The 21,113-nt window shown below is 68.2% G+C and carries 20 protein-coding genes; 11 read left to right on the forward strand and 9 right to left on the reverse strand.

Annotated elements, in window-relative coordinates; all coding sequences use genetic code 11:
* The first annotated feature begins 13 nt into the window (after nt 1-13).
* Nucleotides 14-187, forward strand: a complete 174-nt coding sequence (locus tag C5B91_RS22295; RefSeq protein ID WP_162832764.1) for a hypothetical protein — start codon at nt 14-16, stop codon at nt 185-187.
* A gap of 86 nt (nt 188-273) precedes the next feature.
* Nucleotides 274-1,245, forward strand: a complete 972-nt coding sequence (locus C5B91_RS03720; RefSeq protein WP_049968302.1) for a zinc-binding dehydrogenase — start codon at nt 274-276, stop codon at nt 1,243-1,245.
* A gap of 48 nt (nt 1,246-1,293) precedes the next feature.
* Here C5B91_RS03720 and purL read toward each other — a convergent pair whose 3' ends face one another.
* Both purL and C5B91_RS03730 read right to left on the reverse strand, forming a co-directional pair.
* Nucleotides 1,294-3,402 (reverse strand): phosphoribosylformylglycinamidine synthase subunit PurL, encoded by a 2,109-nt coding sequence (purL, locus tag C5B91_RS03725; RefSeq protein ID WP_049968303.1) that lies wholly within the window; start codon nt 3,400-3,402, stop codon nt 1,294-1,296.
* Between the two features lie 96 nt (nt 3,403-3,498).
* Complete coding sequence (locus C5B91_RS03730) at nt 3,499-3,933, reverse strand: CBS domain-containing protein (protein ID WP_049913405.1); 435 nt, start codon at nt 3,931-3,933, stop codon at nt 3,499-3,501.
* 268 nt (nt 3,934-4,201) lie between these two features.
* On the opposite strand from C5B91_RS03730, the gene C5B91_RS03735 reads away from it, so the two are divergent.
* Entirely contained in the window at nt 4,202-4,885 is a 684-nt protein-coding gene (locus tag C5B91_RS03735) for a PHP domain-containing protein (RefSeq protein WP_004977563.1), read from the forward strand.
* Entirely contained in the window at nt 4,885-5,976 is a 1,092-nt protein-coding gene (locus C5B91_RS03740) for an asparagine synthase C-terminal domain-containing protein (RefSeq protein WP_008092640.1), read from the forward strand. The genes C5B91_RS03735 and C5B91_RS03740 overlap by 1 nt, the downstream gene beginning before the upstream one ends.
* A gap of 35 nt (nt 5,977-6,011) precedes the next feature.
* Here the strand turns inward: C5B91_RS03740 and C5B91_RS03745 are convergent, their stop codons facing one another.
* Together C5B91_RS03745 and C5B91_RS03750 are read right to left on the reverse strand one after the other, a co-directional pair.
* Nucleotides 6,012-6,494: an NUDIX hydrolase gene (locus C5B91_RS03745; protein ID WP_008092641.1), complete on the reverse strand. Its 483-nt coding sequence runs from the start codon at nt 6,492-6,494 to the stop codon at nt 6,012-6,014.
* A 101-nt stretch (nt 6,495-6,595) separates the two neighbouring features.
* Nucleotides 6,596-7,552: a transcription initiation factor IIB family protein gene (locus tag C5B91_RS03750; RefSeq protein WP_008092643.1), complete on the reverse strand. Its 957-nt coding sequence runs from the start codon at nt 7,550-7,552 to the stop codon at nt 6,596-6,598.
* Between the two features lie 262 nt (nt 7,553-7,814).
* Here C5B91_RS03750 and gatC point away from each other — a divergent pair, with 262 nt between their 5' ends.
* Both gatC and gatA read left to right on the forward strand, forming a co-directional pair.
* Nucleotides 7,815-8,093: an Asp-tRNA(Asn)/Glu-tRNA(Gln) amidotransferase subunit GatC gene (gene gatC / locus C5B91_RS03755; RefSeq protein ID WP_008092645.1), complete on the forward strand. Its 279-nt coding sequence runs from the start codon at nt 7,815-7,817 to the stop codon at nt 8,091-8,093.
* Nucleotides 8,094-9,365, forward strand: coding sequence for an Asp-tRNA(Asn)/Glu-tRNA(Gln) amidotransferase subunit GatA (gene gatA, locus C5B91_RS03760; protein ID WP_008092647.1), 1,272 nt, complete (start codon nt 8,094-8,096; stop codon nt 9,363-9,365).
* 78 nt (nt 9,366-9,443) lie between these two features.
* Here the strand turns inward: gatA and C5B91_RS03765 are convergent, their stop codons facing one another.
* Together C5B91_RS03765 and C5B91_RS03770 are read right to left on the reverse strand one after the other, a co-directional pair.
* Nucleotides 9,444-10,106, reverse strand: a complete 663-nt coding sequence (locus C5B91_RS03765; RefSeq protein WP_008092649.1) for a TrkA family potassium uptake protein — start codon at nt 10,104-10,106, stop codon at nt 9,444-9,446.
* A gap of 89 nt (nt 10,107-10,195) precedes the next feature.
* On the reverse strand, nt 10,196-11,581 hold the full coding sequence (locus tag C5B91_RS03770; protein WP_049968620.1) for an APC family permease: 1,386 nt from the start codon (nt 11,579-11,581) through the stop codon (nt 10,196-10,198).
* Nucleotides 11,582-11,855: 274 nt separating this feature from the next.
* Here C5B91_RS03770 and C5B91_RS03775 point away from each other — a divergent pair, with 274 nt between their 5' ends.
* Both C5B91_RS03775 and C5B91_RS03780 read left to right on the forward strand, forming a co-directional pair.
* Nucleotides 11,856-12,536, forward strand: coding sequence for a TrkA family potassium uptake protein (locus tag C5B91_RS03775; RefSeq protein ID WP_008092653.1), 681 nt, complete (start codon nt 11,856-11,858; stop codon nt 12,534-12,536).
* Nucleotides 12,536-14,197, forward strand: coding sequence for a TrkH family potassium uptake protein (locus C5B91_RS03780; protein ID WP_115819112.1), 1,662 nt, complete (start codon nt 12,536-12,538; stop codon nt 14,195-14,197). Before C5B91_RS03775 ends, C5B91_RS03780 begins: the two co-directional genes overlap by 1 nt.
* Before the next feature lie 34 nt (nt 14,198-14,231).
* Here the strand turns inward: C5B91_RS03780 and C5B91_RS03785 are convergent, their stop codons facing one another.
* From C5B91_RS03785 to C5B91_RS03795, 3 genes are all read right to left on the reverse strand, one after another.
* Nucleotides 14,232-15,836 (reverse strand): TrkH family potassium uptake protein, encoded by a 1,605-nt coding sequence (locus C5B91_RS03785; RefSeq protein WP_115819113.1) that lies wholly within the window; start codon nt 15,834-15,836, stop codon nt 14,232-14,234.
* A 117-nt stretch (nt 15,837-15,953) separates the two neighbouring features.
* Nucleotides 15,954-17,291, reverse strand: coding sequence for a Trk system potassium transporter TrkA (gene trkA / locus C5B91_RS03790; protein ID WP_049968305.1), 1,338 nt, complete (start codon nt 17,289-17,291; stop codon nt 15,954-15,956).
* Nucleotides 17,292-17,376: 85 nt separating this feature from the next.
* Nucleotides 17,377-17,913 (reverse strand): type II toxin-antitoxin system RatA family toxin, encoded by a 537-nt coding sequence (locus tag C5B91_RS03795; RefSeq protein ID WP_008092660.1) that lies wholly within the window; start codon nt 17,911-17,913, stop codon nt 17,377-17,379.
* A gap of 119 nt (nt 17,914-18,032) precedes the next feature.
* Here C5B91_RS03795 and C5B91_RS03800 point away from each other — a divergent pair, with 119 nt between their 5' ends.
* The 3 genes from C5B91_RS03800 (at nt 18,033) to coaBC (ending at nt 21,092) form a co-directional block, all read left to right on the forward strand.
* A complete protein-coding gene (locus tag C5B91_RS03800; RefSeq protein WP_115819114.1) occupies nt 18,033-18,989 on the forward strand; it encodes a hypothetical protein in 957 nt (318 codons plus the stop codon).
* An 81-nt stretch (nt 18,990-19,070) separates the two neighbouring features.
* Nucleotides 19,071-19,847, forward strand: a complete 777-nt coding sequence (locus C5B91_RS03805; protein WP_049968307.1) for an NAD(P)/FAD-dependent oxidoreductase — start codon at nt 19,071-19,073, stop codon at nt 19,845-19,847.
* Nucleotides 19,848-19,934: 87 nt separating this feature from the next.
* Nucleotides 19,935-21,092 carry a bifunctional phosphopantothenoylcysteine decarboxylase/phosphopantothenate--cysteine ligase CoaBC gene (gene coaBC, locus C5B91_RS03810; RefSeq protein ID WP_115819115.1) on the forward strand — a complete coding sequence of 386 codons (1,158 nt, stop codon included), beginning with the start codon at nt 19,935-19,937 and terminating at the stop codon, nt 21,090-21,092.
* Nucleotides 21,093-21,113: the final 21 nt, after the last annotated feature.

The following is a 21,113-nucleotide window of genomic DNA, read 5'->3' on the forward strand; positions in this document are numbered from 1 at the left end:
CGTCGCCCCGCGTATGAGCGACGACCACGACCACGGCGACCACGGACACGACGACCACCACGCGGACGAGGACGCCCGCGTCACCTCCCCGATGCAGGACTTCTCGATGAGTCAGGTCACGACCGGTATCCTCGTTCTCGTCGTCGGCCTCGTCGTCGTGTTCGGCCTCCCGCTGGCGCTGGCGTAAGCGCGCTCGGGGACCCCCAGAACCGGCAATTTGTACGAACTTCCGCGTTCTCTCCGCTTTTACGACACCCGGCGCTACGACTCGGCGTGAAATCTATCGTCGTCACCGAGTACGGGAGTTCCGACAGCCTCGAACTGCGAGAGACCGAGACGCCCGAGCCGGGACCGGGCGAGGTCCGCATCGCCGTCGAGGCCGCCGGCATCAACTTCGCCGACATCATGCAGCGGCGCGGGACCTACCGAGACGGCCCGGCACCGCCGTATACGCCGGGGATGGAGGCCGCAGGAACCATCGACGCGGTCGGCGACGGCGTCGACCGCGAGGTCGGCGAGCGCGTCGTCGCCATGACCGGCGGCGGGGCGTACGCCGAGTACGTCACCACGCCGGCCCCGACGCTGTTCGACGTCCCCGAGTCGATGTCGTTCGCCGAGGCCGCCGGCTTCCCCGTCCAGTTCCTCACCGCGTACAACTGCCTCCACGAGTGGGGCGACCTCGCCGACGACGAGCGCGTGCTGATTCAGGCGGCCGCCGGCGGCGTCGGCACCGCGGCGGTCCAACTCGCCTCCCACGCCGGCGTCGAGACGTTCGGCACGGCCAGCACCGAGGAGAAACTCGACCTCGCGGCCGACCTCGGACTCGACCACGGCATCCAGTACACCGAAGCGGACTTCCGCGAGGTCGTCGCCGACGAGACCGACGGCGCGGGCGTCGACCTCGTCCTCGACGGCGTCGGCGGCGAGACGTTCCGGCGCAGTCTGGACGCCCTCGCCGACTTCGGCCGACTCGTCACCTACGGGGCGGCGTCCGGCGACGCGGCCGAGGCGGACCCGACGCGCCTGCTGTTCGAGAACAAGTCGGTCATCGGCTTCCACCTCGGAAGCGCCATGCAGCAGCGCCCCGAGTCGATTCTCGGCGCGGTGCCGGAACTATCCGAACTGCTCGCCGCGGGCGAACTCGACGTGGTCGTCGGCGAGACGTTCGCCCTCGAAGACGCCGCGGCGGCCCACGAGTACATCGAAGCCAGAAAGAGCAGCGGGAAAGTCGTCCTCGAACCGTAACGGAAGCGGCGTGACGCGGCACCGCGCCTTTTCAGTTTAGCTTTCGGTTCAGTCGAGTTCGCGAGCCAGCACGTCGCGCAGGTCGGCGATGTCGGCCGCGTCGTAGGCGGCCTCGTCGCCGTCGACCGCGACCGAGAGCGTCGCGTCGTCGGTCGTCGTTCCGAGTTCGACCACGGGCACGTCGCCCGCGAGGTCGCGGAGCGCGGCCTCGTCGGTCGTCTCGACGACGACGCGACCGGGCGTCTCCTCGAACAGCGAGACGTAGTCGTCGACGGACACGTCCGCGCCGACCTCGTCTGTGACCATCTCGGCCAGCGCGACCGCGAGGCCGCCGTGGCTCACGTCGTGGACCGCGACCGTGGCGTCGTCCGCGGCGACGGCCTGAATCGTCTCGACCGCCGTCGCGGCGTCGGCGTCCTCGGGGAGCGCCGGGAAGGCGTCGGAGCCGCCGGCGTGTTCGAGGACCGCCGAGCCGCCGAGTGCCCCGCCGGAGTGGCCGACGAGGAACAGGTCGCCCTCGCCCGAGAGCGAGAGGCCGGGCGAGGAGCCGTCGGCCTTACCCACCATCGCCAACGTCGGCGTCGGCGGAATCGGGCCGGAGACGGAGTCGTTGTACAGCGAGACGTTGCCGCCGACGACCGGGACCGAAAGCGCCCGGCACATGTCGGCGAGGCCGTCGACGATGCCCTTGAAGCCGCCGTACACGTCGGGCTTCTCGGGGTTGCCGCCGTTGAGGCAGTCGACGGTCGCGAGGGGCGACGCGCCTTTCGCGGCGAGGTTGGTCGCGTTCTCGAAGGCGACCGCGCGCGCGCCGTCGTAGGGCGCGGCGGTCGTCCAGTTGGGGTCCGCGCCGCCGGTGAACGCGAGTTTCGTGTCGGCCTCGGGCACGTCGAGGAGCGCCGCGTCGTCGCCGGGGCGTCGGGCGGTCCGCAGGCCGACCTCGTGGTCGTACTGGCGGTAGACCCAGCGCTTCGACGCCGTGTTGGGGTCGGAGACGACCGCCTCGAACGCCTCGGAGAGGTCGAACGCGGGTAGGTCGCGCGCCGCCGACTCGGGTTCGACCGAGTCGAGGTCGTTCATCGGCGCGCCCTCAGCGAGGAACTCCGGCGGCACGTCGACGACGGGTTCGCCGTCGAAGGTACAGACGTAGTTGCCCTCGGCGACCTCGCCGATGACGGCGCTGCCGAGGTCGAAGCGCGCGGCGAGTTCCTGCACGCGCTCGACGTTCTCGGGGGTCACCTCGTAGCACATGCGCTCTTGGGACTCCGAGAGGAGAATCTCGAAGGCGTTCATGTTCGGCTCGCGCTGGTGGACCTTCTCGAGGTCGATTTCCGCGCCGAAACCGCCCTTGGCGACGAGTTCGGAGGACGCGCCGCCGAGACCGGCGGCCCCGAGGTCGCGGGCGGACTCGACGAGGTCCTCGTCGATGAGCGCCTCGTTGCACTCGATGAGCAGTTTCTCCGTGTAGGGGTCGCCGACCTGCACCGCGGGCCGGTCTTCGGTTTCGGCGTCCTCCGCGAGGTCCTCGCTGGCGAAGGACGCGCCGCCGAGACCGTCGCGGCCGGTCGAACTGCCGACGAGAACGAGTTTGTTGCCGGCCTTCTGCGCTTCGGCCGTGACGAGGCGATCGGCCGAGAGGAGGCCGACGCAGGCGACGTTGACGAGCGGATTGCCCTCGTAGTTCTCGTGGAACGAGGTCGAGCCGGTCACGGTCGGGACACCGATGGCGTTGCCGTAGTCGGCGATGCCCTCGACGACGCCGTCGAGGAGGTACCGCGAGTGCTCGCGGTCGAAGTCGCCGAAGTAGAGGCAGTCGGCCAGCGCGATGGGGTATGCGCCCATCGAGAGGGTGTCGCGGACGATGCCGCCGACGCCCGTGGCCGCGCCGTCGTAGGGGTCGACGTAGGAGGGGTGGTTGTGGCTCTCGATACCGAGCGTGATGTAGGTGTCGTCGTCCAGAGCGACGACCGCGGCGTCGTCACCGGGACCGATGACGACCTGGTCGCCCTCCGAGTCGAACGCCGACAGAAGCGGGCGAGACGACCGGTAGGCGCAGTGTTCGCTCCAGAGGTTTTCGAAGAGTATCTCCTCGGCCGGCGTCGGGTCTCGACCGAGTTCGGCGACGACGAGGTCGCGGTCCGCGTCGGAAAGCGTCATTCACTGGTATGGTCAGAACGCACATTGTAAACCCTTTCTATGTGCACGAACGTGCGTAAAATGTGGTCGGAGCCGCCGTCGTCGCCCGCATCCGACTCACGCGGGCGTGTACGGCGGCGACTCGGCGCGGATTATCTCCGTCAGCTCGTGCATCTCGTCTTGGAGCAACACGAGCAGGTCGTCCATCGTGACGATACCCGTCAGCCTGCCGCCGTCGGTTATCGGCGCGCGCCGGACGCCGTGTTCCCGCATCTGCCGGAACAGGTCGAAGACGCCCACGTCGGCGTCGACGGTGAACGGTCGCTCGGTCATCGCGTCTCTCGCCGTCATCCCGTTCGTGTCGCCGCCGGCGGCGACGCACTTGAGCGCGATGTCTCGGTCAGTCACGATACCCTGTATGTCGTCGCCGTCCGCGACGACGACCGAACCGACCTTTCGGTCCTCCATCAGCTTCGCTAGCTCTCGAATCGGCGTGTCTTCCCTCGCTGTCACCAGTTCGTCTCTCGGTCGTGCGATGTCTCGTACGGTCATCTCTCTCACCCGGTGGAGCCGCGCGGTGCGGGTGCGCCACCGTCCGTGGAGTTCGTCGCCCGCGATATTATTTCTGTATTCTTACATTTCGACCAGTTTTGGCGGTATGTCGGCGCGCGCGGAGTGTCTGCGGACGCGGACGGTCTCTCGCGTCGGCGTCATCAACGGGCGGCGTGCCCGATACCCCACCGGAAACCGTGCGTGAGGTACACACGCCAATCACACCGGGACCGGGGCGCTTTTTTAGCCTCCATCGTTAGGAGACGGTGTGTTATCGGTCGAGTTGCACTCGCATTCGTCTCTGTCCTACGACGGGCGGGACCCAATCGAGTACCTCCTCGAACAGGCGGTCGCGGTCGGCTTGGACGCCCTCGCCGTGACCGACCACGACGAGATAGACGCCAGCCTCGAAGCCGCGGAACTCGCGGCCGACTACGGACTGGTCGGCATCCCCGGGATGGAAGTCACCTGCGCCGCGGGCCACGTCCTCGCGCTCGGTGTCGAGGAACTGATTCCAGCGGGGTTGTCGTACGACGAGACGCTCGACCGCATCCACGACGCCGGCGGTATCGCCGTCGTCCCGCACCCCTTCCAGAAGTCGCGTCACGGCGTCGCTCCGCACATCTCCAGCGCGCAACTCGCCAGCGCCGACGCCATCGAAATCTACAACTCGCGGCTCCTCACCGGCATCGCAAACCAGCGCGCCGAGCGGTTCGCCAAGCGGCGGAACCTCCCGATGACGGCCGGGAGCGACGCTCACATCGCGGAGATGGTCGGACAGGCCGTCACCGAGGTCGGCACCGACACCCGAAGCGCGGACGCCATCCTCTCGGCCGTCGCCGAGGGGCGAACCAGCGTCGTCGGCAACAAGACCCCGTGGCGCATCTCGTTCCGGCAGGCCGCGGGCGGCGCGACCCGACGCCTGAAACACGCCCTGACGGACCTCTTTTGATGCGCGGCGCTTCCCCCGACCTCGTCCGACGCGCCCTCGCCGAGCGCGACCCGCTCCCCGGAACCGCGGGCTTCGCGGGCGAACTCGACGGCCGACTCGTCCGCGACGTGCTCGGTCGTCAGCCCCTCTTCACCGAACGCGACGACCCAGAGCGGTGGTCGTTCGACCACCGCGACCTCGACGACCCGGTCGCCGTCCCCGCCGGTCACGCCCGCGAGACGGCCGGTGAAGCCGCCGGCGACGACGAACGCGTCTGGTCGCTCCCCGACCCGCCGGCAGCCACCGACCGCGACGCCGCGCTCGAGCGCGTCCGCGACGCGGTCTTCGATTCGGTTCGGTCGGTCGACGACGACGGTCTCGCCGTGGCCTTCTCGGGCGGCGTCGACTCCGCGGTCGTCGCGGCCGGCGTGCCTGACACCCCCTGTTACGTCGCCGGCTTCGAGGGCTCCCACGACGTCGCCGCCGCCCGCGAGGCCGCCGCCGCGATGGACCGCGACCTCGCCGTTGTCGAACTCACTCACGAGGCGCTCGAACGCGCCGTTCCGGAAATCGTCGCCGCGCTCGGGCGGACGAACCCGATGGACGTGCAAATCGTCCTCCCGCTGTATCTACTCGCTGAGCAAGTCGCCGAAGACGGCTACGACCGCCTCGCGGTCGGGCAGGGCGCGGACGAACTGTTCGGCGGCTACGCCAAAGTCCAGAAGGCTCCCGACGACCCGCGCGTCGAGGCCGAAACCGTCCGCGGGGCCGCCCGCGAGATGATTCTCACGCTCCCCGACCAGCTCGAACGCGACCTGCTCGTCCTCCGCGCCGCCGGGGTCGAGCCCGTCGCGCCGTTGCTCCACGACCGCGTAGTCTCGGCGGCGCTCCCGCTTCCCGGCGCGTTACTCGTCGACGGCGACCGGCGGAAGGTCGCGCTCAGGGAGGCCGCGAGCGGCGTGCTCCCCGAGTCGGTCGCGGAAGCGGACAAGAAGGCGGTCCAGTACGGGACCTACGCCTCGCGCGAACTCGACCGGCTCGCGCGACAGGCGGGGTTCAAGCGACGGATGGAGAACCACGTCCAGCGGTACGTCGAATCGCTCGTGGAGTAGGCCGGGTCCTGTCGGTCTCGTCGCCTCCGTTCGACTCAGTTTTCGGTTTCGTCGCCGCGTACGACCTCGATGGCCTCCAGGGCGAACTGCACCGTGTCGGGGTCGAGGTCGCTCTCGCGGAGGTCCGACTCGTCGTACCACGACCAGACCTCGGGGTCGGCCTCGCCCGACGCGGGGTCGATGTCGCGGGAGTCCACGCGGGCGTAGAAGATGTGGTCGATGTGCTGGTGGCCGACCGAGCCGTCGCCGTGGACGTTGATGTCGTAGAGCATCTGCTGGCGGGGTTGTGGGAGCGCCCGACCGTCGGGCGCGGGGACGGTCGGCGTGTCGTCGACGAGTTCCGGGTCGAGGCCCGTCTCCTCGCGGACCTCGCGCAGGCCGGCCTCGTGGGGGAGTTCGTCGCGGTCGACGTGGCCGCCCGGCGGGATGCGGATGCCGAGGCGCTCGTGTCGGTGGAGGGCCACCGCGCCGTCGTTGACGATGTACACGGTCGAGGTGAAGTGTCGCGTCGTCTCCATGGCTGTGGCTCCGGAGCGAGCGGCATGGCTGTTGCGAAACGAGACGAAACGAAGCGAAACGGAGCGAGACGCGGCGGCGCGAACCGAGCGGCCCGGCCGGGTTAGGGCAGTTGGACCTGCTCTTCGGCTTCGAGGAGTTCGTGGTAGCGGTTGCGGATGGTGACTTCCGAGATGTTGGCGACCTCGGAGACCTCGTTTTGCGTCACCTTCTCGTTGGTGAGAAGCGAGGCCGCGTAGACGGCGGCGGCGGCGAGGCCGACCGGCGACTTGCCGGAGTGGACACCCTGTTCTTTGGCGTTCTTCAAGAGTTGGCGCGCGCGTCGCTCGGACTCGTCGGAGAGGCCGAGTTCGCTGGCGAACCGCGGGACGTACTGCTCGGGGTCGGCGGGCTTGATTTCGAGCTTCAGCTCGCGGACGACGTAACGGTAGGTGCGGGCGATTTCGTCCTTCTCGACGCGCGAGACGCTCGTAATCTCGTCGAGCGACCGCGGGGTGTCGGCCATGCGAGCGGCGGCGTACAGCGCCGACGTGGCGACGCCCTCGATGGAGCGGCCGGGGAGCAGATCGTCGTCGAGCGCGCGGCGATAGATGACCGAGGCGGTCTCGCGGACGTTGTCCGGGAGGCCGAGCGCGGAGGCCATGCGGTCGATTTCGCCGAGCGCCTGCTTGAGGTTGCGCTCCTTGGAGTCGCGGGTGCGGAACCGCTCGTTCCACGTGCGAAGTCGCTGCATCTTCTCGCGTTGGCGGGACGACAGCGAGCGCCCGTAGGCGTCTTTGTTCTGCCAGCCGATGTTGGTCGACAGCCCCTTGTCGTGCATCATGTTCGTCGTGGGCGCGCCGACGCGGGACTTCTGGTCTTTCTCCGAGGAGTTGAACGCGCGCCACTCGGGGCCGTGGTCTATCTCGTTTTCCTCCACGACGAGGCCGCAGTCCTCGCAGACCGTCTCGCCGTGTTCGGAGTCGGCGACGAGACTCTCCGAGCCGCACTCGGGACACGAGCGCGTCTGCTCCCGCTCAGCGTCGGTCTGTTCGGTATCTTTTGTATTCTCATTGCGCACGCGCGCGTTGCCGGTCGTGAAACGTCGGACACTTTCTGTCATTTGTGTGCGAGAGAAGCAACTGGGAACGGTCGTTCTCCGTCTATTCGTATCGACCCTCGTTACTTATATCTGACGGCGGCAGAAGGACGGAATGGGCTGAGTTCGCACGGTCAATCTCGGCCGCCTCGTCGGTGGCCTCGACCGGGCGGGTCCGCACCGGGGACCGGACGAAACGACCCACACCGAAACTCTTACTCCCGGTCTCCGTCACCTCCGATACATGAGCGATACGCCCGTCGACGCCGACGAGGTTCGACACGTCGCCGAGTTGGCGCGGGTCGACCTCGACGAGGACGAGGTCGAGGAGTTCGCGGCGCAGTTCGCGGACATCCTCGGCTACTTCGACGCCCTCGACGAGGTCCCCGAAGTCGACCGCGAGGACGAACTGGTGAACGTGATGCGCCCCGACGAGGTCCGCGACGGCCTCTCCCAAGAGGAGGCGCTCTCGAACGCCGCAGAGACCGAAGACGGCTTCTTCAAGGGCCCGCGGGTGTCGTAGATGTCGCTGAACGCCTTCATCACGAAAGAGACGCTCGACGGCTCCGACGACGGCCCGCTGGCCGGCAAGACGGTCGCCGTCAAGGACAACATCTCCACGGAGGGGCTGCGGACGACCTGCGGCTCCGCGATGCTCGAAGACTACGTCCCGCCGTACGACGCGACCGTCGTCGAACTCCTGAAGGGCGCCGGCGCGACCATCGTCGGCAAGGCCAACATGGACGAGTTCGGCATGGGGACGACGACCGAGACCTCGGCGTTCGGCCCGACGAAGAACCCCGTCGACGAGTCCCGCGTCCCCGGCGGCTCCTCCGGTGGCTCCGCGGCCGCCGTCGCCGCCGGCGAGGCCGACCTCGCGCTCGGCACCGATACGGGTGGCTCCATCCGTTGTCCCGCCGCGTTCTGCGGCGTCGTCGGCATCAAGCCGACCTACGGCCTCGTCTCGCGGTACGGCCTCGTCGCCTACGCGAACTCCCTCGAACAGATCGGCCCCATCGCGCCGACCGTCGAGGACGCCGCCGCGCTCCTCGACGTCATCGCCGGCCCCGACGACCGAGACGGCACGACCCGCGACGCCGGTGCCGACTCGAACTACGCCGCGGCCGCCGACGGCGACGTGGACGGTCTCACCATCGGCGTCCCGACCGAGTTCGTCGAGGGCGCGGACGAGGGCGTCGAAGCGGCGTTCTGGGCCGCGCTCGACGAACTCGAAGCGCAGGGCGCGGAGTACCGCGAGGTCAGCATGCCCTCCGTCGAGAAGGCCGTCGCCGCCTACTACGTCATCGCCATGTCCGAGGCGTCGTCGAACCTCGCCCGCTTCGACGGGGTCCGCTACGGCAAGTCCGGCGGTTACGACGGCAACTGGAACGAGGCGTTCGCCCGCGCTCGCGAAGACGGCTTCGGCTCCGAGGTCAAGCGCCGCATCCTCCTCGGCACGTACGCCCTCTCTGCGGGCTACCACGACAAGTACTACGCGAAGGCCCAGGACGCCCGCGCGTGGGTCAAACAGGACTTCGACGAGGCGTTCGAGGACGTGGACGTGGTCGCGTCGCCGACGATGCCGGTCCCGCCGTTCGAACTCGGCGAGAGCCTCGACGACCCGCTGCAGATGTACCTCGCCGACGCGAACACCGTGCCGGTGAACCTCGCGAACCTCCCCGCCATCTCGGTGCCGGCGGGCGAGACCGACGGTCTCCCGGTCGGCCTCCAGCTCATCGGCCCGAAGTTCGGCGAGGAGACCATCGTCCGCGCCGCGTCCGCGGTCGAGAACTAACACGGGCACGACTTTTCACGGCACCGAGCGCCGATCGAGTCGCTCGGTTCCGCGTCGTCGGTCGTCGTCGTCGGTGGACTATCCCCGAAACAGATTCATCACTTCGTCGGCCACGTCCGACTCGACGCCGAGCACGTAGCGGTGACCGGCTTCGAGGACGGTGTCGGGGCCGCCGATTCGGTTCCCCTGATAGTCGACGATGATGAGACTCCCCTGTGGGAGCCGAACCTCGTCGAGTCGCTTGCCGGCGACGGGCGCGTCTTCGGCGACTTCGACCTCCACGATTTCGACGTTGCCACCGATGTCTTCGATAGTTCGAACGCCGCCGTTCGCGATTTCGTTGGTCGCCGCCCGCGCGCCGAGTCGCTCTGGGAAGACGAGTCCGTCCACGAACTCCTCGTAGAGTTCGTCCGGCGTCCCGGTGATTCGCATGACGGTCCGAACGTCCGACATCCGCTGAGCGGCCAGGCAGATGGCGAAATTGGTCGACTCGTCGTCGGTGAGTGCGGCCACCACGTCGCTCCGCTCGGGTTGGGCCTGTCTGAGTATCTCCGGGCGGGAGGCGTCCCCCTCGATGACGGTGGCGATGTACTTGTCGGCGACGTCCGGGATTCGGTCCGGGTCCGCTTCGACGATGACCACGTCGTGGCCCCGGTCGGAGAGGAGTTCGGCCGTCCGAAGGCCCAACTCTCCACCGCCGGCGACGACGACGCGTAAATCGTGTGTTACTGGGTCGGGCATGCGTGTGAATTGGTGTCGGCGTGTAGTAGTCGTCTCGGTGTGGTGTTTCGTCGGCGGGTAGTCTTCGGACTCTCGGGTCGATTCGTCGGTCAGTCGTCGGCTCCCTCCGCCGGGTCAATCGGCTCCGGCTCCTGAATCTCGGGTGGTCCCGCCGGGCCGACGTCGTCGCGCCTCGACAAGAGGAGGTAGACGCCGCCGCCGACGACGAGCCAGCCGATGGCCAGCACCCAGGTGAACCAGTCGATAAAGAGGGCCAAAAGCACGTTACAGACGATGCCGAGGACCGGAGTGACGGGGTACAGCGGCACTTCGAAAGGTCGCTGTAGGTTCGGCTGTCGCCGCCGAAGCCGAATCAACGCGTAGTTGACGATGATGAACCCCAGAAGCGAGAACAGACTCGCCAGATTCCCGACGATGCGGATGGGAACGACGAGGACGGCGACGAGCATCACCACGGCCGACGCGAGAATGGCGACGAGCGGTGTCCCGTACCGGTGGTGGAACCGGCCGAGGCGGGCGGGCAACTGTCGTTCGCGGCCCATGGCGAACGCCACTCGCGACGACCCGATGACGACCGCGTTGAGCGCCGAGATGGTCGAAAAGACCGCCCCGAAGGCGATGAGCGCCGCGCCCGTTCCGACGATCGGGAACGTCGGCATGAAACCCTCCGCCGCCTGCGCGATTGCCGTCTCGCCCGCGCCGGCGAGCCCGTCCGCGCCGAGCGTCCCGATGGCGACGAAGACGACGAACAGGTAGACGACCACGGTGACGGCGACCGAGAGGAGGATTGCCCGCGGGATGTTTACCTGCGGATTCTCGACTTCCTCGGTGACGGTGGCGATGAGGTCGTATCCCTGAAACGCGATGAACGTCAGCCCCATCGCGGGGAGGACCGACAGCGCTCCCTCGGTGAAAAGCGGGTCGAACTCCCCCGCGTCCGCAGCCGTGAGACCGAACGCGACGAACACGCCGAGGATGGCGATTTTGAGTAGCGTGATGGCTGTCTCGCCCCGTCCCGAGGCTTCCGTCGAGAGGGCGTTGAGCGCCACGAGCGTCACGACGGCCCCGAGCGCGTACAGGACCGGCGGCCCCGGAAGGGTGTAGCCGTAGATGTGCCCGAACTCGACGAAGTTCGAGGCGAACCCGAGCGCGTACAGCGACCCCGCAATCATGTACGTGAACCACCGCGTCCACCCCATGACGAAGGCGACGGGTGCGGAAAACACCTCACGGACGTACGCGTACCCGCCGCCGTTTCGCGGAATCGCGGCCGCGAGCTCGGCGTACGAAAGCGCCGTGAAGGTCGTCACGCCGCCGTTGAGGGCGAACGCGACGATGGCCGCCGGGCCGGAGATCTCGACTGCGAGCCCCGTCAACACGAAGATTCCCGCGCCGATCATCGCGCCGATTCCGACCATCGTCGCGTCGAGCAGACTGAGACTCACCGTCGGTTCGCGCCCGCCAGAGTGACTCACGGGTGGACCCTCGCTTGGTCGCGGGACCGACTGGCTGGGGCCGTCATGTGTCCACATATACCATATCTGTTGATAAATATCCGGTCCACCACCCCGACCGAGACGCCATAGACGCGCGCTCGGGCTGGACAAACGCTCAGTTTATCATCCAGTAGGGTGACCGAACACGCGTCGACGCCGAGTTCGGTAGCTGTTTGCGCGGAAAGTTCTCGTTTGAACAACGAAACGACATGCCGACAGATTTTCCACCAGCCGATGCGCACGCCGGAACGTCATGTACATCATCGTCGTCGGTGCGGGCAACATCGGCACGCCGCTCATCGAAATCGCCACCGAGGGCGGCAACGAGGTCGTCGTCGTCGAGCGCGACGAGGCGAAGGCCGAGGCGGCCGCCGCGACGTTCGACTGTCTCGTCCTCAACGACGACGCCACGGTCAAACAGACGCTCGACGAGGCCGGTGCGGACCGCGCCGACGCCATCATCACGACGACGGACAAGGACGCGACCAACATCATGGTCTGCCTCCTTGCGAAGGAACTCAACATCCCCGACATCGTCTCCGTCGTCCACAACCCCGAGCACATGAGCCTCTACCGCCAAATCGGCGTCAACACGATGGAGAACCCCCAGCGGCTCATCGCGGAGTACCTCTACCGGGCGGTCAAACGCCCCTCCATCGTCGATTACATGCGCATCGGCGAGCACGCCGAAGTGTTCGAAATCCGCGTCGACGAGGACGCGCCGATAACGGGGATGACGATTCAGGAGGCGGCCCAGGAGAACCTCCTCGACGGCGACACCCTCATCGTCGCTATCGAGCGCGAGGGCGACGACGACCCCGTGACGCCCCGCGGAAACACGACCATCGGCGCGGGTGACCTCCTGACGGTCTACTCCGCGAAGGGCGCGACGCCCGACGTGACCGACGTGTTCGGCCACTACGAGGACCACTGATGCCCCGCCGCGGACGAACCGTCTCGGGATGGCCCGCCGACCTCGCGGTCATCGGGCGCGACGTGGGCTCGCTCCTCGCCATGGAGTCGGCGCTGATGACCGCGTCGGTCCTCGTCGCGGTCGGCTTCGGCGAGTGGTACGCCGCCATCGCGTTCCTCGTCGCCGGGGGCGCGACGGCGTTCGTCGGGCTGGGCGCGCGGAAGGCGTTCGAAGACGCCCCCGCGCCCCGCATGAAACACGGGATGATAATCGCCGCCGCGGGCTGGTTCGCCACCGCCGCCTTCGGGTCGCTTCCCTTCTTCCTCACGGCGCACTTCGCCCCGCAGAGCGTGTTCACGGCGCTCGTTCCCGCCGGAGTCGACTACGCCCAGTCGAGCCTCGTCTACTTCCGCGACCCCTTACACGCCCTGTTCGAGAGCATGAGCGGGTGGACCGGCAGCGGCCTCACCATGGGCATCCACGAGCCGTCGCTCCCGCGGACGATTCAGTGGTGGCGCTCGCTCATCCAATGGGTCGGCGGCGTGGGCGTCATCGTCCTCACGGTCTCCATCCTCTCGCGGCCCGGCAGCGGGAGCTACGCGCTCTACCGCGGCGAGGCCAGAGAGGAGAAGATTCACCCGAGCGTCGTCTCGACGGTTCGGACGGTGTGGAAGATTTTCGTCGCCTACACGCTCTTCTCGGTGGTCGTCCTCTTTTTCGCCATCCGCGCCAGCGACTACGGGGCCGCGCTCCCGCTGTGGGAAGTCGCGTGGCAGGCGCTCAACCACGCGATGACCGGCCTGTCGACCGGCGGGTTCGCCGTCACCGACGGCTCCATCGGGACGTACGACTCGCCGCTCATCGAGACGGTGCTGCTCCCCATCATGGCGCTGGGGGCAATCGCCTTCCCCGTCCACTACGCCATCCTGAAGAACCGCGACATCGACCGCCTCTGGGGCGACCTCCAGACGCGCTGGCTTCTCGTCCTCTTCGTGGTCGGCGCGGTCGCACTGGCCGTCCAGAACCTCGTCAGTCTCCCCGCGACCGCGGGGTCCGCGTTCGTCGCGACCGCCGACTACTTCGGCCTCTCGGGCGTCGTCGGCGGGCCGGAGTCGGACGCCGTCCGCGACGCCGCGTTCCACTGGGTGAGTGCGCTCACCTGCACCGGCTTTCAGGCCGCGCCGCTCGGCGAGTGGTCAGACGGCGGGAAGATTCTGCTGTCGGGGGCGATGACCCTCGGCGGGGCCGCCGGGTCGACCGTCGGCGGCATCAAAATCATCCGCGGTTACACCATCTCCCGCGGCATCCGCTGGCAGTTCTCCCGCGTCTTCCTCCCCGAGAGCGCAATCGTCAACATCGAGATGAACGGCCGCCGACTCTCGCGGACCGAGATGGACCGCGAGTTCTCCGAGGCGGCCATCGTCTCGATGCTCTGGCTGCTGCTGCTCGTCGGGTCGAGCGTCCTCCTCGTGAACCTCGCCGGGCCGGAGTTCACCTACGCCGACGCGCTGTTCGAAGTCGCGTCCGCGCAGGGGAACGTCGGCATCTCGACGGGCATCACCGGCCCGTGGATGAATCCGTGGGCGGAGACGATGTTCCTCTTTAACATGTGGGTCGGCCGCCTCGAAATCATCCCGGTGTTGGTGTTCGCTCGCTCGGTCATCTACGGGTTGAACCCCTGACGAAAAACGGGCACTGACTTCTGTTTTTCCGGCGCTATCGCCGCCAGTACTCCGGCGTGAAGATGACCAACACGGGGAGAATCTCCAGTCGCCCCACCCACATGAGAAGCACCATGTACAGTTTCGAGCCGTTGGAGAAGTCGAGATAGCTCCCCATCGGACCGACGACGCCGAAGCCCGGCCCGACGTTCCCGAGGGTCGCGGCGACGGCGCTCATGGTCTCGAGGATGCTCACGTCGAAGCCGGTTCGCGCGGCGTCGAGGTGGAGCAGACCGGTCGAGACGAAAAAGAGCACGAGGTACAGGAGCGTGAAGGCGTAGATGCCGCGGATGGCCCGTTCGTCGACCGCGCGGCCCGCGAGCCTGACCGGGCGGACCGCCTCGGGGTGGGCCGTCGTGAACAGCTCTCGGCGGAGCGATTTCACGATGACGTACCAGCGGACGATTTTGACCGCGCCGCCGGTCGAGCCGCCGGAGCCGCCGATGAACATCGCGAACAGCAGGACGTACTGCGCCGGCGCGCTCCACGCGTTGAAGTCGATGCTGGCGTAGCCGGTCGTCGTGACGATGGAGACGACCTGGAACACCGACTGGCGGACCGCGGGTTCGACGTTGCCGATGATGGCCGTGCGGATACCTTCGAGGTAGAGTTGGTCGTAGGTCTCGCCCGCGGGCGCGACGGACATGAGCCCGTCGCCGAGGAAGAGAATTCCGGCGAGGATGGCCGAGATGACGCCGATGACGCCGAGGTACGACTTGAACTCGGTGTCGCGGAACAGTCGCTTCGGGTCGCCCGTGAGGACGTGCCAGAAGAGCGCGAAGTTGGTCCCGGCGGCGACCATGAAGGGGACGACGACCCACTGCGCGGCCGCCGAAAACGCCTCGATGCTGCGGGCCTCCGGCGAGAACCCGCCGGTCGGCATCGTCGTCAGCCCGTGGGCGATGGCGTTGTACACGTCCATGTTCGGGGCGTTGCCGGTGACGTGCAGGCCGTAGAGGAGGACGATTTCGAGGACCGTGAGGCCGAGGTACGCGCCCCAGAGCGCGCGGGCCGTCTCGGCGATGCGCGGGGTGAGCTTCTCGATGCCGGGGCCGGGCGCTTCCGCGTCCATCAGTTGTGCGCCACCCACGGAGAGTTCGGGGAGGATGGCGACCGCGAGGACGACGATACCCATCCCGCCGAGCCACTGGGTGAGCTGTCGCCACATCATGATTCCGCGGGTGTGGGAGTTAAACGAGATGTCGCCGAGCACCGTCGCCCCGGTCGTGGTGAAGCCGCTCATCGTCTCGAACAGCGCGTTCACCGGGTTGCCGAGGGTCGATTCGGGGTGGATGGGAGACGCGACGAAGGGGATGCCGTGGGCCTCGATGAGAAACGGAATCGCACCGACTATCGTGACGGCCAACCACGTCACCGCGACCATCAGGAACCCCTCGCGGGCCCCGATGTCGGGGTCGTCGGCGAGCCGTTCGAGCCCCGTGCCGACGAGGACCGTGACGGCCATCGTGACGACGAACGGGAGCACCGACTCGCCGTAGTACAGCGCGACCACGAGCGGGAAACAAAGGGGGACCGCGAGATACTTCAGGACGGTCCCCACGAGACGCAGGCTGGCTCTGTAATCGACCCGCAATTTCATCCGTGGACTAACGTACCGAGCGCCGGGTTCTTCCCTGTTCGGGTTCGCGGTCGGGCGCGCGACGGCGTGACGGGGTCGAGTTTTCGGCGCAGAACGGGGGCTGTGCGGCGGACCGACCTACAGATTGGGTGTCACGTCGTCGATGACGCAGCTATCGACGAAGACGACGACGTGGTCGCCGGGTTCGATGACGGTGTCGCCGCGGGGGGTGATGAACTCGCGGCGGCGGGTTATCGCGCCGATGACGACGCCTTCGGGGAGCGTCGCGACCGACTCCCGAATCGGCTTGCCCGCGAGGACGCTCTCGGCGTCCACCTCGATTTCGAGAACCTCTGCCTTGTCAGACTCGATGAGCGCGACGTTCTCCGCGCCGCCCTCGTGGGTGAACCGCGTTATCTCTTCGGCGACGACCTCGCGGGGGCTGACGCCCACGTCGACGCCGACGGCCTCGAACAGCTCCACGTACGGCGTCGTGTCGATGACGGCGACGGTGCGTTCGACGCCGAGGCGGGCGGCGAGCAGCGACACGAGCAGGTTCTTCTCGTCGGAGTCGAGCGCCGAGACGAGCAGGTCGGCGTCGCCGATGTACTCGCGTTCGAGGAAGTCCACGTCCGTCGCGTCGCTCTCCATGACGATGGTCCCCGGAAGCATCTCCGCGAGTTCGCGGGCGCGCTCCGCGTCGTGCTCGATGAGTCTGGGCTTGAAGCCGCGCTCTTCGAGCAGGCGGGCGACGTGGTAGCCGATTTCGCTCCCGCCGACGATGACGACTTCCTCGGCGGTTCCCGGCGGTTCGTCCGGGGAGACGGAACTGGCGAACCCTTGGACGCTCTTGGGGCTGCCGATGACGACGACGCGGTCGCCGGGGCCGATGACGGAGTCCCCGCGGGGGATGGTGACCTCGCCGTTGCGGAGGATGGCCGCGAAGGTCAGCGAGTCGAACCGGTCGGCCTCGCTCACGGTCTGGTTGGCGACGGGGCTCTCCTCGTCGACTTCGAACTCGGCCATCTGGACCTGCCCGCCCGCGAAGGGGTCCACGTCGCGGGCGGCGGGGAGGCCGACGACGCGGACGATGGACTCCGCGGCGAGCAGGTTCGTACAGACCATGAAGTCGATGCCGAACGCCTTCTCGGAGCGCTGCCACGTCCGGAGGTACTCCGTGTTCTTGACGCGGGCAATGGTGAAGGCGTCCGAGATGGCCTTGGCGGTCGCGCAGGCGACGATGTTCGTCTCGTCGTCGTCGGTCGAGGCGATGACCATGTCGGCGCGCTCCACGTCGGCCTCTTCGAGCGTATCCACGGAGGTTCCGTCGCCGTGGAGCGCCAGCACGTCGAGCGAGTAGTTCAGTTCGTCGACGCGCTCCGGGTCGCAGTCGATGACGACGACCTCGTGGGTCTCGTCGAGGTCGGCCGCGATGGACGACCCGACCTGTCCGGCACCGATGATTATCACGCGCACCAGAGACCAGCCCCTGTCATACCCCTGAGTTGGACTGCGGGCGCGTATGTGCATTTCCCTTCTCGAATCTCCCGCTCATCGTCTCTCACGGCCCCGGTTTCGCGTGTATCGTGAGTTCAACGCGCCGCGGCCGCCCCTCGATGTCGGCGACGATTCGTTCGACAATTCGCTCGGCCTCCTTCTGGAGCACCGGTCGGAGTTTGTCGATGACCCAGCCCAGCGAGACGAACCGCGGGAGGTCGATGTCGCCCGCGGAGACGCTGTCGGGGTCGTACTCGACCTCGAAGAAGACGCGACAGGCGGTGTCGGCGTCCGACGGGGCCTCGTCGGGCAGGTCGTCGAGCTCCTCCACCCGCCAGCGGCCGACGGCGTGTACGTCCTTGGTGATGGTCCAGTCGATGCGCGTCGGCGGGGTGACGTCCGTCACCTTCGACTCGGCGGTGTAGGTGAGCTTCCACCACGAAAAGTACAGGGCGTACCGCGTGCCCGGCGACCCGTCGCCTGACTGTCGCACGTCTCGCAGATGCTTCGAGTAGTCGGCGTACCGCGGGAAGTCCACGAGGAACTCGTATATGTCCTCGGGGGGCAGGTAGACGACGGTGCTGACGGCTATCTCGTCCACGAGCGTCGAATGGGGTCGGCGGGACCAAAGCCTTGTGGGCCGCGTCGCCCGTTCCCGCGGGACCGACAGCCGTCGCAATCGCAACCTATAATCGGCCGGTGTCTCGACATAGAGCCGAGATGGTGGGGGGGACGCTTCGGGACGTCAGAGCCGAGATTCGGTCGCTGGCGCGTCCCGACGGCGACTACGCGATCGTGTGCGGTCGCACGGGCTCGGAGCCCGGTGCCGCGACGGGCCGGCGGTTTCCGGACCGGCGCGTGGCCGCAGAGGCCGCGGAACTGACGAGGGACTACCGGGCGGCGCTTCGGCGATACGACCCGAACATCCCGTACGACGACCCGCAGGTGTACGAGGTGTCGAAGGGACCGCCTCGGTCGGCCGCAGCGGGGTCGGAAGACGACTACACCCGCTACAGTGCCTTCTGTCACGACACCGCGGGCGCGCTGTTCGAGGCGCTGTCGGAACTCGGCCACCGGGAGGCCGAGACCGCCGCGATGGAGACGTACCTCACGCTGGCCGAGGTCGTCGACGACCACGACGACTTCTGTCTCACCTTGGTGTGGAGCCTGATGAGCGAACTGGACGTCCGCCTCTCGCCCGCCGAGCAGCGGGCGGTCGTCGAGGCGGCCGCGGACCTGTTTTGCCCGACTGCGACGCCGAACCCGGTTGACGCGACGCTCGGGCACCTCGAAACGGCCGGCTTCGTCGAGGGCTACTCGGTGCGGCCGATTCCCGACGCCGGAGCCGATGTCGGGGCCGGCGGGATGTCCGAAGCCGACGGCCGTACCGACGCTCGGACCGACGGCGACGACAGCTCTCGGACGTGGGAACTCACGTTCGGCGACTACGCGCTCGCGGAGCGGACCGGCCGGATTCCGACGCTCCCCATCGCCGTGTCGCTCCTCCGCCGGACGCCCGGGCGGGCGGTGCGCTTCATCGACGGCGAGGCGCTCTCGGACGGTCGCTGGCGGCTTCGCGTCCGGATGACCCCGGAAGGCGACTCCGCGGGGCTCGTCAGCGTCGAGGCGGCCGAGAACCGCTGGCTCAACGACCCGAGCGCGTCGCTGGGGCGGTAGCGCGCGCCTCGCGCGACACGGGATTCGGCAGACTTCGGCGACATCCGCACGGTTTTACTCGCCGCTGAGCTATCGCACGGCATGAGCGAGACGAATCCACGAGACGCGCTCGTCGTCGGCGGCGGCGTCGCTGGCCTCACCGCCGCGACGTACCTCGCGCGCGCCGGCCTCGACACCCTCGTCGTCAACGACGGCGAGCCGATCGTTCGCCGAAACGCCCACCTCGAAAACGTCCCCGGATTCCCGGCGGGCGTCAACAGCCGACTGTTCACCGACCTGCTCTCCGAACAGGCCGACCGAAACGGCGCGGACCGACTGACGGGCCGGGTCACCGACCTCGACGTGCTCGGCGACGACGACCCGCTGTTCCGCGCGACCGTCGAGACCGACGACGGCGAAGACACCGTCGAGGCGTCGCGGGTCGTCGCGGCGTCGTGGTCCGACGCGTCGTACCTCGAAGACACGGGCGTCGACCTCCGCGCCGCCGGGTCGAAGACCTACGTCGACGTGGACGACCTCGGCCGGACCGCCGTCCCCGGCATCTACGCCGCGGGGCGACTGACCGAGATTTACCACCAGGCGGTCGTCGCCGCCGGCGACGCCGCAGAGACGGCCATCACGCTGGTCCACGACTCGGGGACGGCGTTCTACAACGACTGGGTCGCGCCGGCCGGCTACTTCACCGACCGCGGCCGCGAGGTGCCGCCGGCCTGCGAGGAGATAGACGCCGACGAGCGCGAGTCCCGCGAGCGCGAGTCCCGCGAGGTCATGCGCGAGTTCTTCGCCGAACCGCACGACGAGCCCCAGCGCACCCACCCGAGTCTCGTCGACGACGAACTCGGGCGACTCGACGAATAACCGACTCCGATTCGCGCGGGTGCGGTCCGAGACCACCCCGCGCGGACGCGAATCCTTTTAACCGATAGCGGGCGCAGAGACGAGTGAATGCTCGAAGGTGTGAACGTCGCGCTCGGGGTGACGGGGAGTATCGCGGCCGTGAAAGTCGTCGAGTTGGCGCACGAACTCCGGCGGCGGGGCGCGTCGGTCCGCGCGGTGATGACCGACGCCGCGACGGGAATCATCCACCCGTGGGCGGTCGAGTTCGCCACCGACAACGACGTCGTGACCGAGATTACCGGCCGCGTCGAACACGTCGAACTCTGCGGCCGCGACGGCTGGGCCGACGTGTTCCTCGTCGCGCCCGCGACCGCCAACACGGTCGGCAAGATAGCCGCCGCCGTCGACGACTCCCCCGTGACGACCACCGCGACCACCGCCATCGGCGCGGGCGTCCCGGTCGTCGTCGCACCCGCGATGCACGAGCCCATGTACGACCACCCCGGCGTCCTCGACGCCATCGAGCGGGTGCAGTCGTGGGGCGTGGAGTTCGTCGACCCGCGCATCGAGGAGGGGAAGGCGAAAATCGCCACCGAGGAAGCCATCGTCACCGGCGTGGCGACGGCGACGACCGAACAGACGCTCGCCGGGAAGTCGGTCGTCGTCACCGCCGGCGCGACGACTGAATCCATCGACCCCATTCGAACCCTCTCGAACCGCGCCTCCGGTCGCACGGGTCGAGCCGTCGCCCGCGCGCTCGCGATTCGCGGCGCGGACGTGACGCTCGTCCACGACGGCGACGACGTACACTACGCCGACGTGCTCGCCGTTGAGTCGGCGGCCGAGATGCTGGACGCCGTCGAGGCCGCGGTCGATGCCGACGCCGACGCGCTCGTCTCCGCGGCCGCCATCTCCGATTTCACCGTCGAGGCGGCCGACGAGAAGATTCGCTCCGGCGAGGCGCGCACGCTCGACCTCGAACCCGCGCCGAAGCTCATCGACGCGGTCCGCGAGGCGCATCCCGACCTCACCATCGTCGGCTTCAAAGCCGAGACGACCGGCGACGACGAGGCGATGGTCGGCGAGGCCCGCCGCATCATGGACCGCGTCGGCCTCGCGTTCGTCGTCGCCAACGACGCCTCCGTCATGGGCGAGTCCGAGACCCGCGCACTCGTCGTCCGCGCCGACGAGACGAGCGAGTACGTCGGGTCGAAAGACGGACTCGGCGCGCGCATCGCTGTCGAACTGAAAACGGAACTCTCGTGAAAAACGACCCGGGCCGGCTCG

This window comes from Haloferax sp. Atlit-10N (assembly GCF_003586325.1).
Taxonomy (GTDB): Archaea; Halobacteriota; Halobacteria; order Halobacteriales; family Haloferacaceae; genus Haloferax; species Haloferax prahovense.

Coding starts and splice junctions, on each gene's coding strand:
- C5B91_RS03740 (WP_008092640.1), top strand. CDS start 4,885: ATGCGCGGCGCTTCCCCCGACCTCGTCCGACGCGCCCTCGCCGAGCGC.
- C5B91_RS03765 (WP_008092649.1), bottom strand. CDS start 10,106: ATGCCCGACCCAGTAACACACGATTTACGCGTCGTCGTCGCCGGCGGT.
- C5B91_RS03805 (WP_049968307.1), top strand. CDS start 19,071: ATGAGCGAGACGAATCCACGAGACGCGCTCGTCGTCGGCGGCGGCGTC.
- C5B91_RS03745 (WP_008092641.1), bottom strand. CDS start 6,494: ATGGAGACGACGCGACACTTCACCTCGACCGTGTACATCGTCAACGAC.
- C5B91_RS03775 (WP_008092653.1), top strand. CDS start 11,856: ATGTACATCATCGTCGTCGGTGCGGGCAACATCGGCACGCCGCTCATC.
- gatA (WP_008092647.1), top strand. CDS start 8,094: ATGTCGCTGAACGCCTTCATCACGAAAGAGACGCTCGACGGCTCCGAC.
- C5B91_RS03730 (WP_049913405.1), bottom strand. CDS start 3,933: ATGACCGTACGAGACATCGCACGACCGAGAGACGAACTGGTGACAGCG.
- C5B91_RS22295 (WP_162832764.1), top strand. CDS start 14: ATGAGCGACGACCACGACCACGGCGACCACGGACACGACGACCACCAC.
- coaBC (WP_115819115.1), top strand. CDS start 19,935: ATGCTCGAAGGTGTGAACGTCGCGCTCGGGGTGACGGGGAGTATCGCG.
- C5B91_RS03780 (WP_115819112.1), top strand. CDS start 12,536: ATGCCCCGCCGCGGACGAACCGTCTCGGGATGGCCCGCCGACCTCGCG.
- purL (WP_049968303.1), bottom strand. CDS start 3,402: ATGACGCTTTCCGACGCGGACCGCGACCTCGTCGTCGCCGAACTCGGT.
- C5B91_RS03785 (WP_115819113.1), bottom strand. CDS start 15,836: ATGAAATTGCGGGTCGATTACAGAGCCAGCCTGCGTCTCGTGGGGACC.
- C5B91_RS03800 (WP_115819114.1), top strand. CDS start 18,033: ATGGTGGGGGGGACGCTTCGGGACGTCAGAGCCGAGATTCGGTCGCTG.
- gatC (WP_008092645.1), top strand. CDS start 7,815: ATGAGCGATACGCCCGTCGACGCCGACGAGGTTCGACACGTCGCCGAG.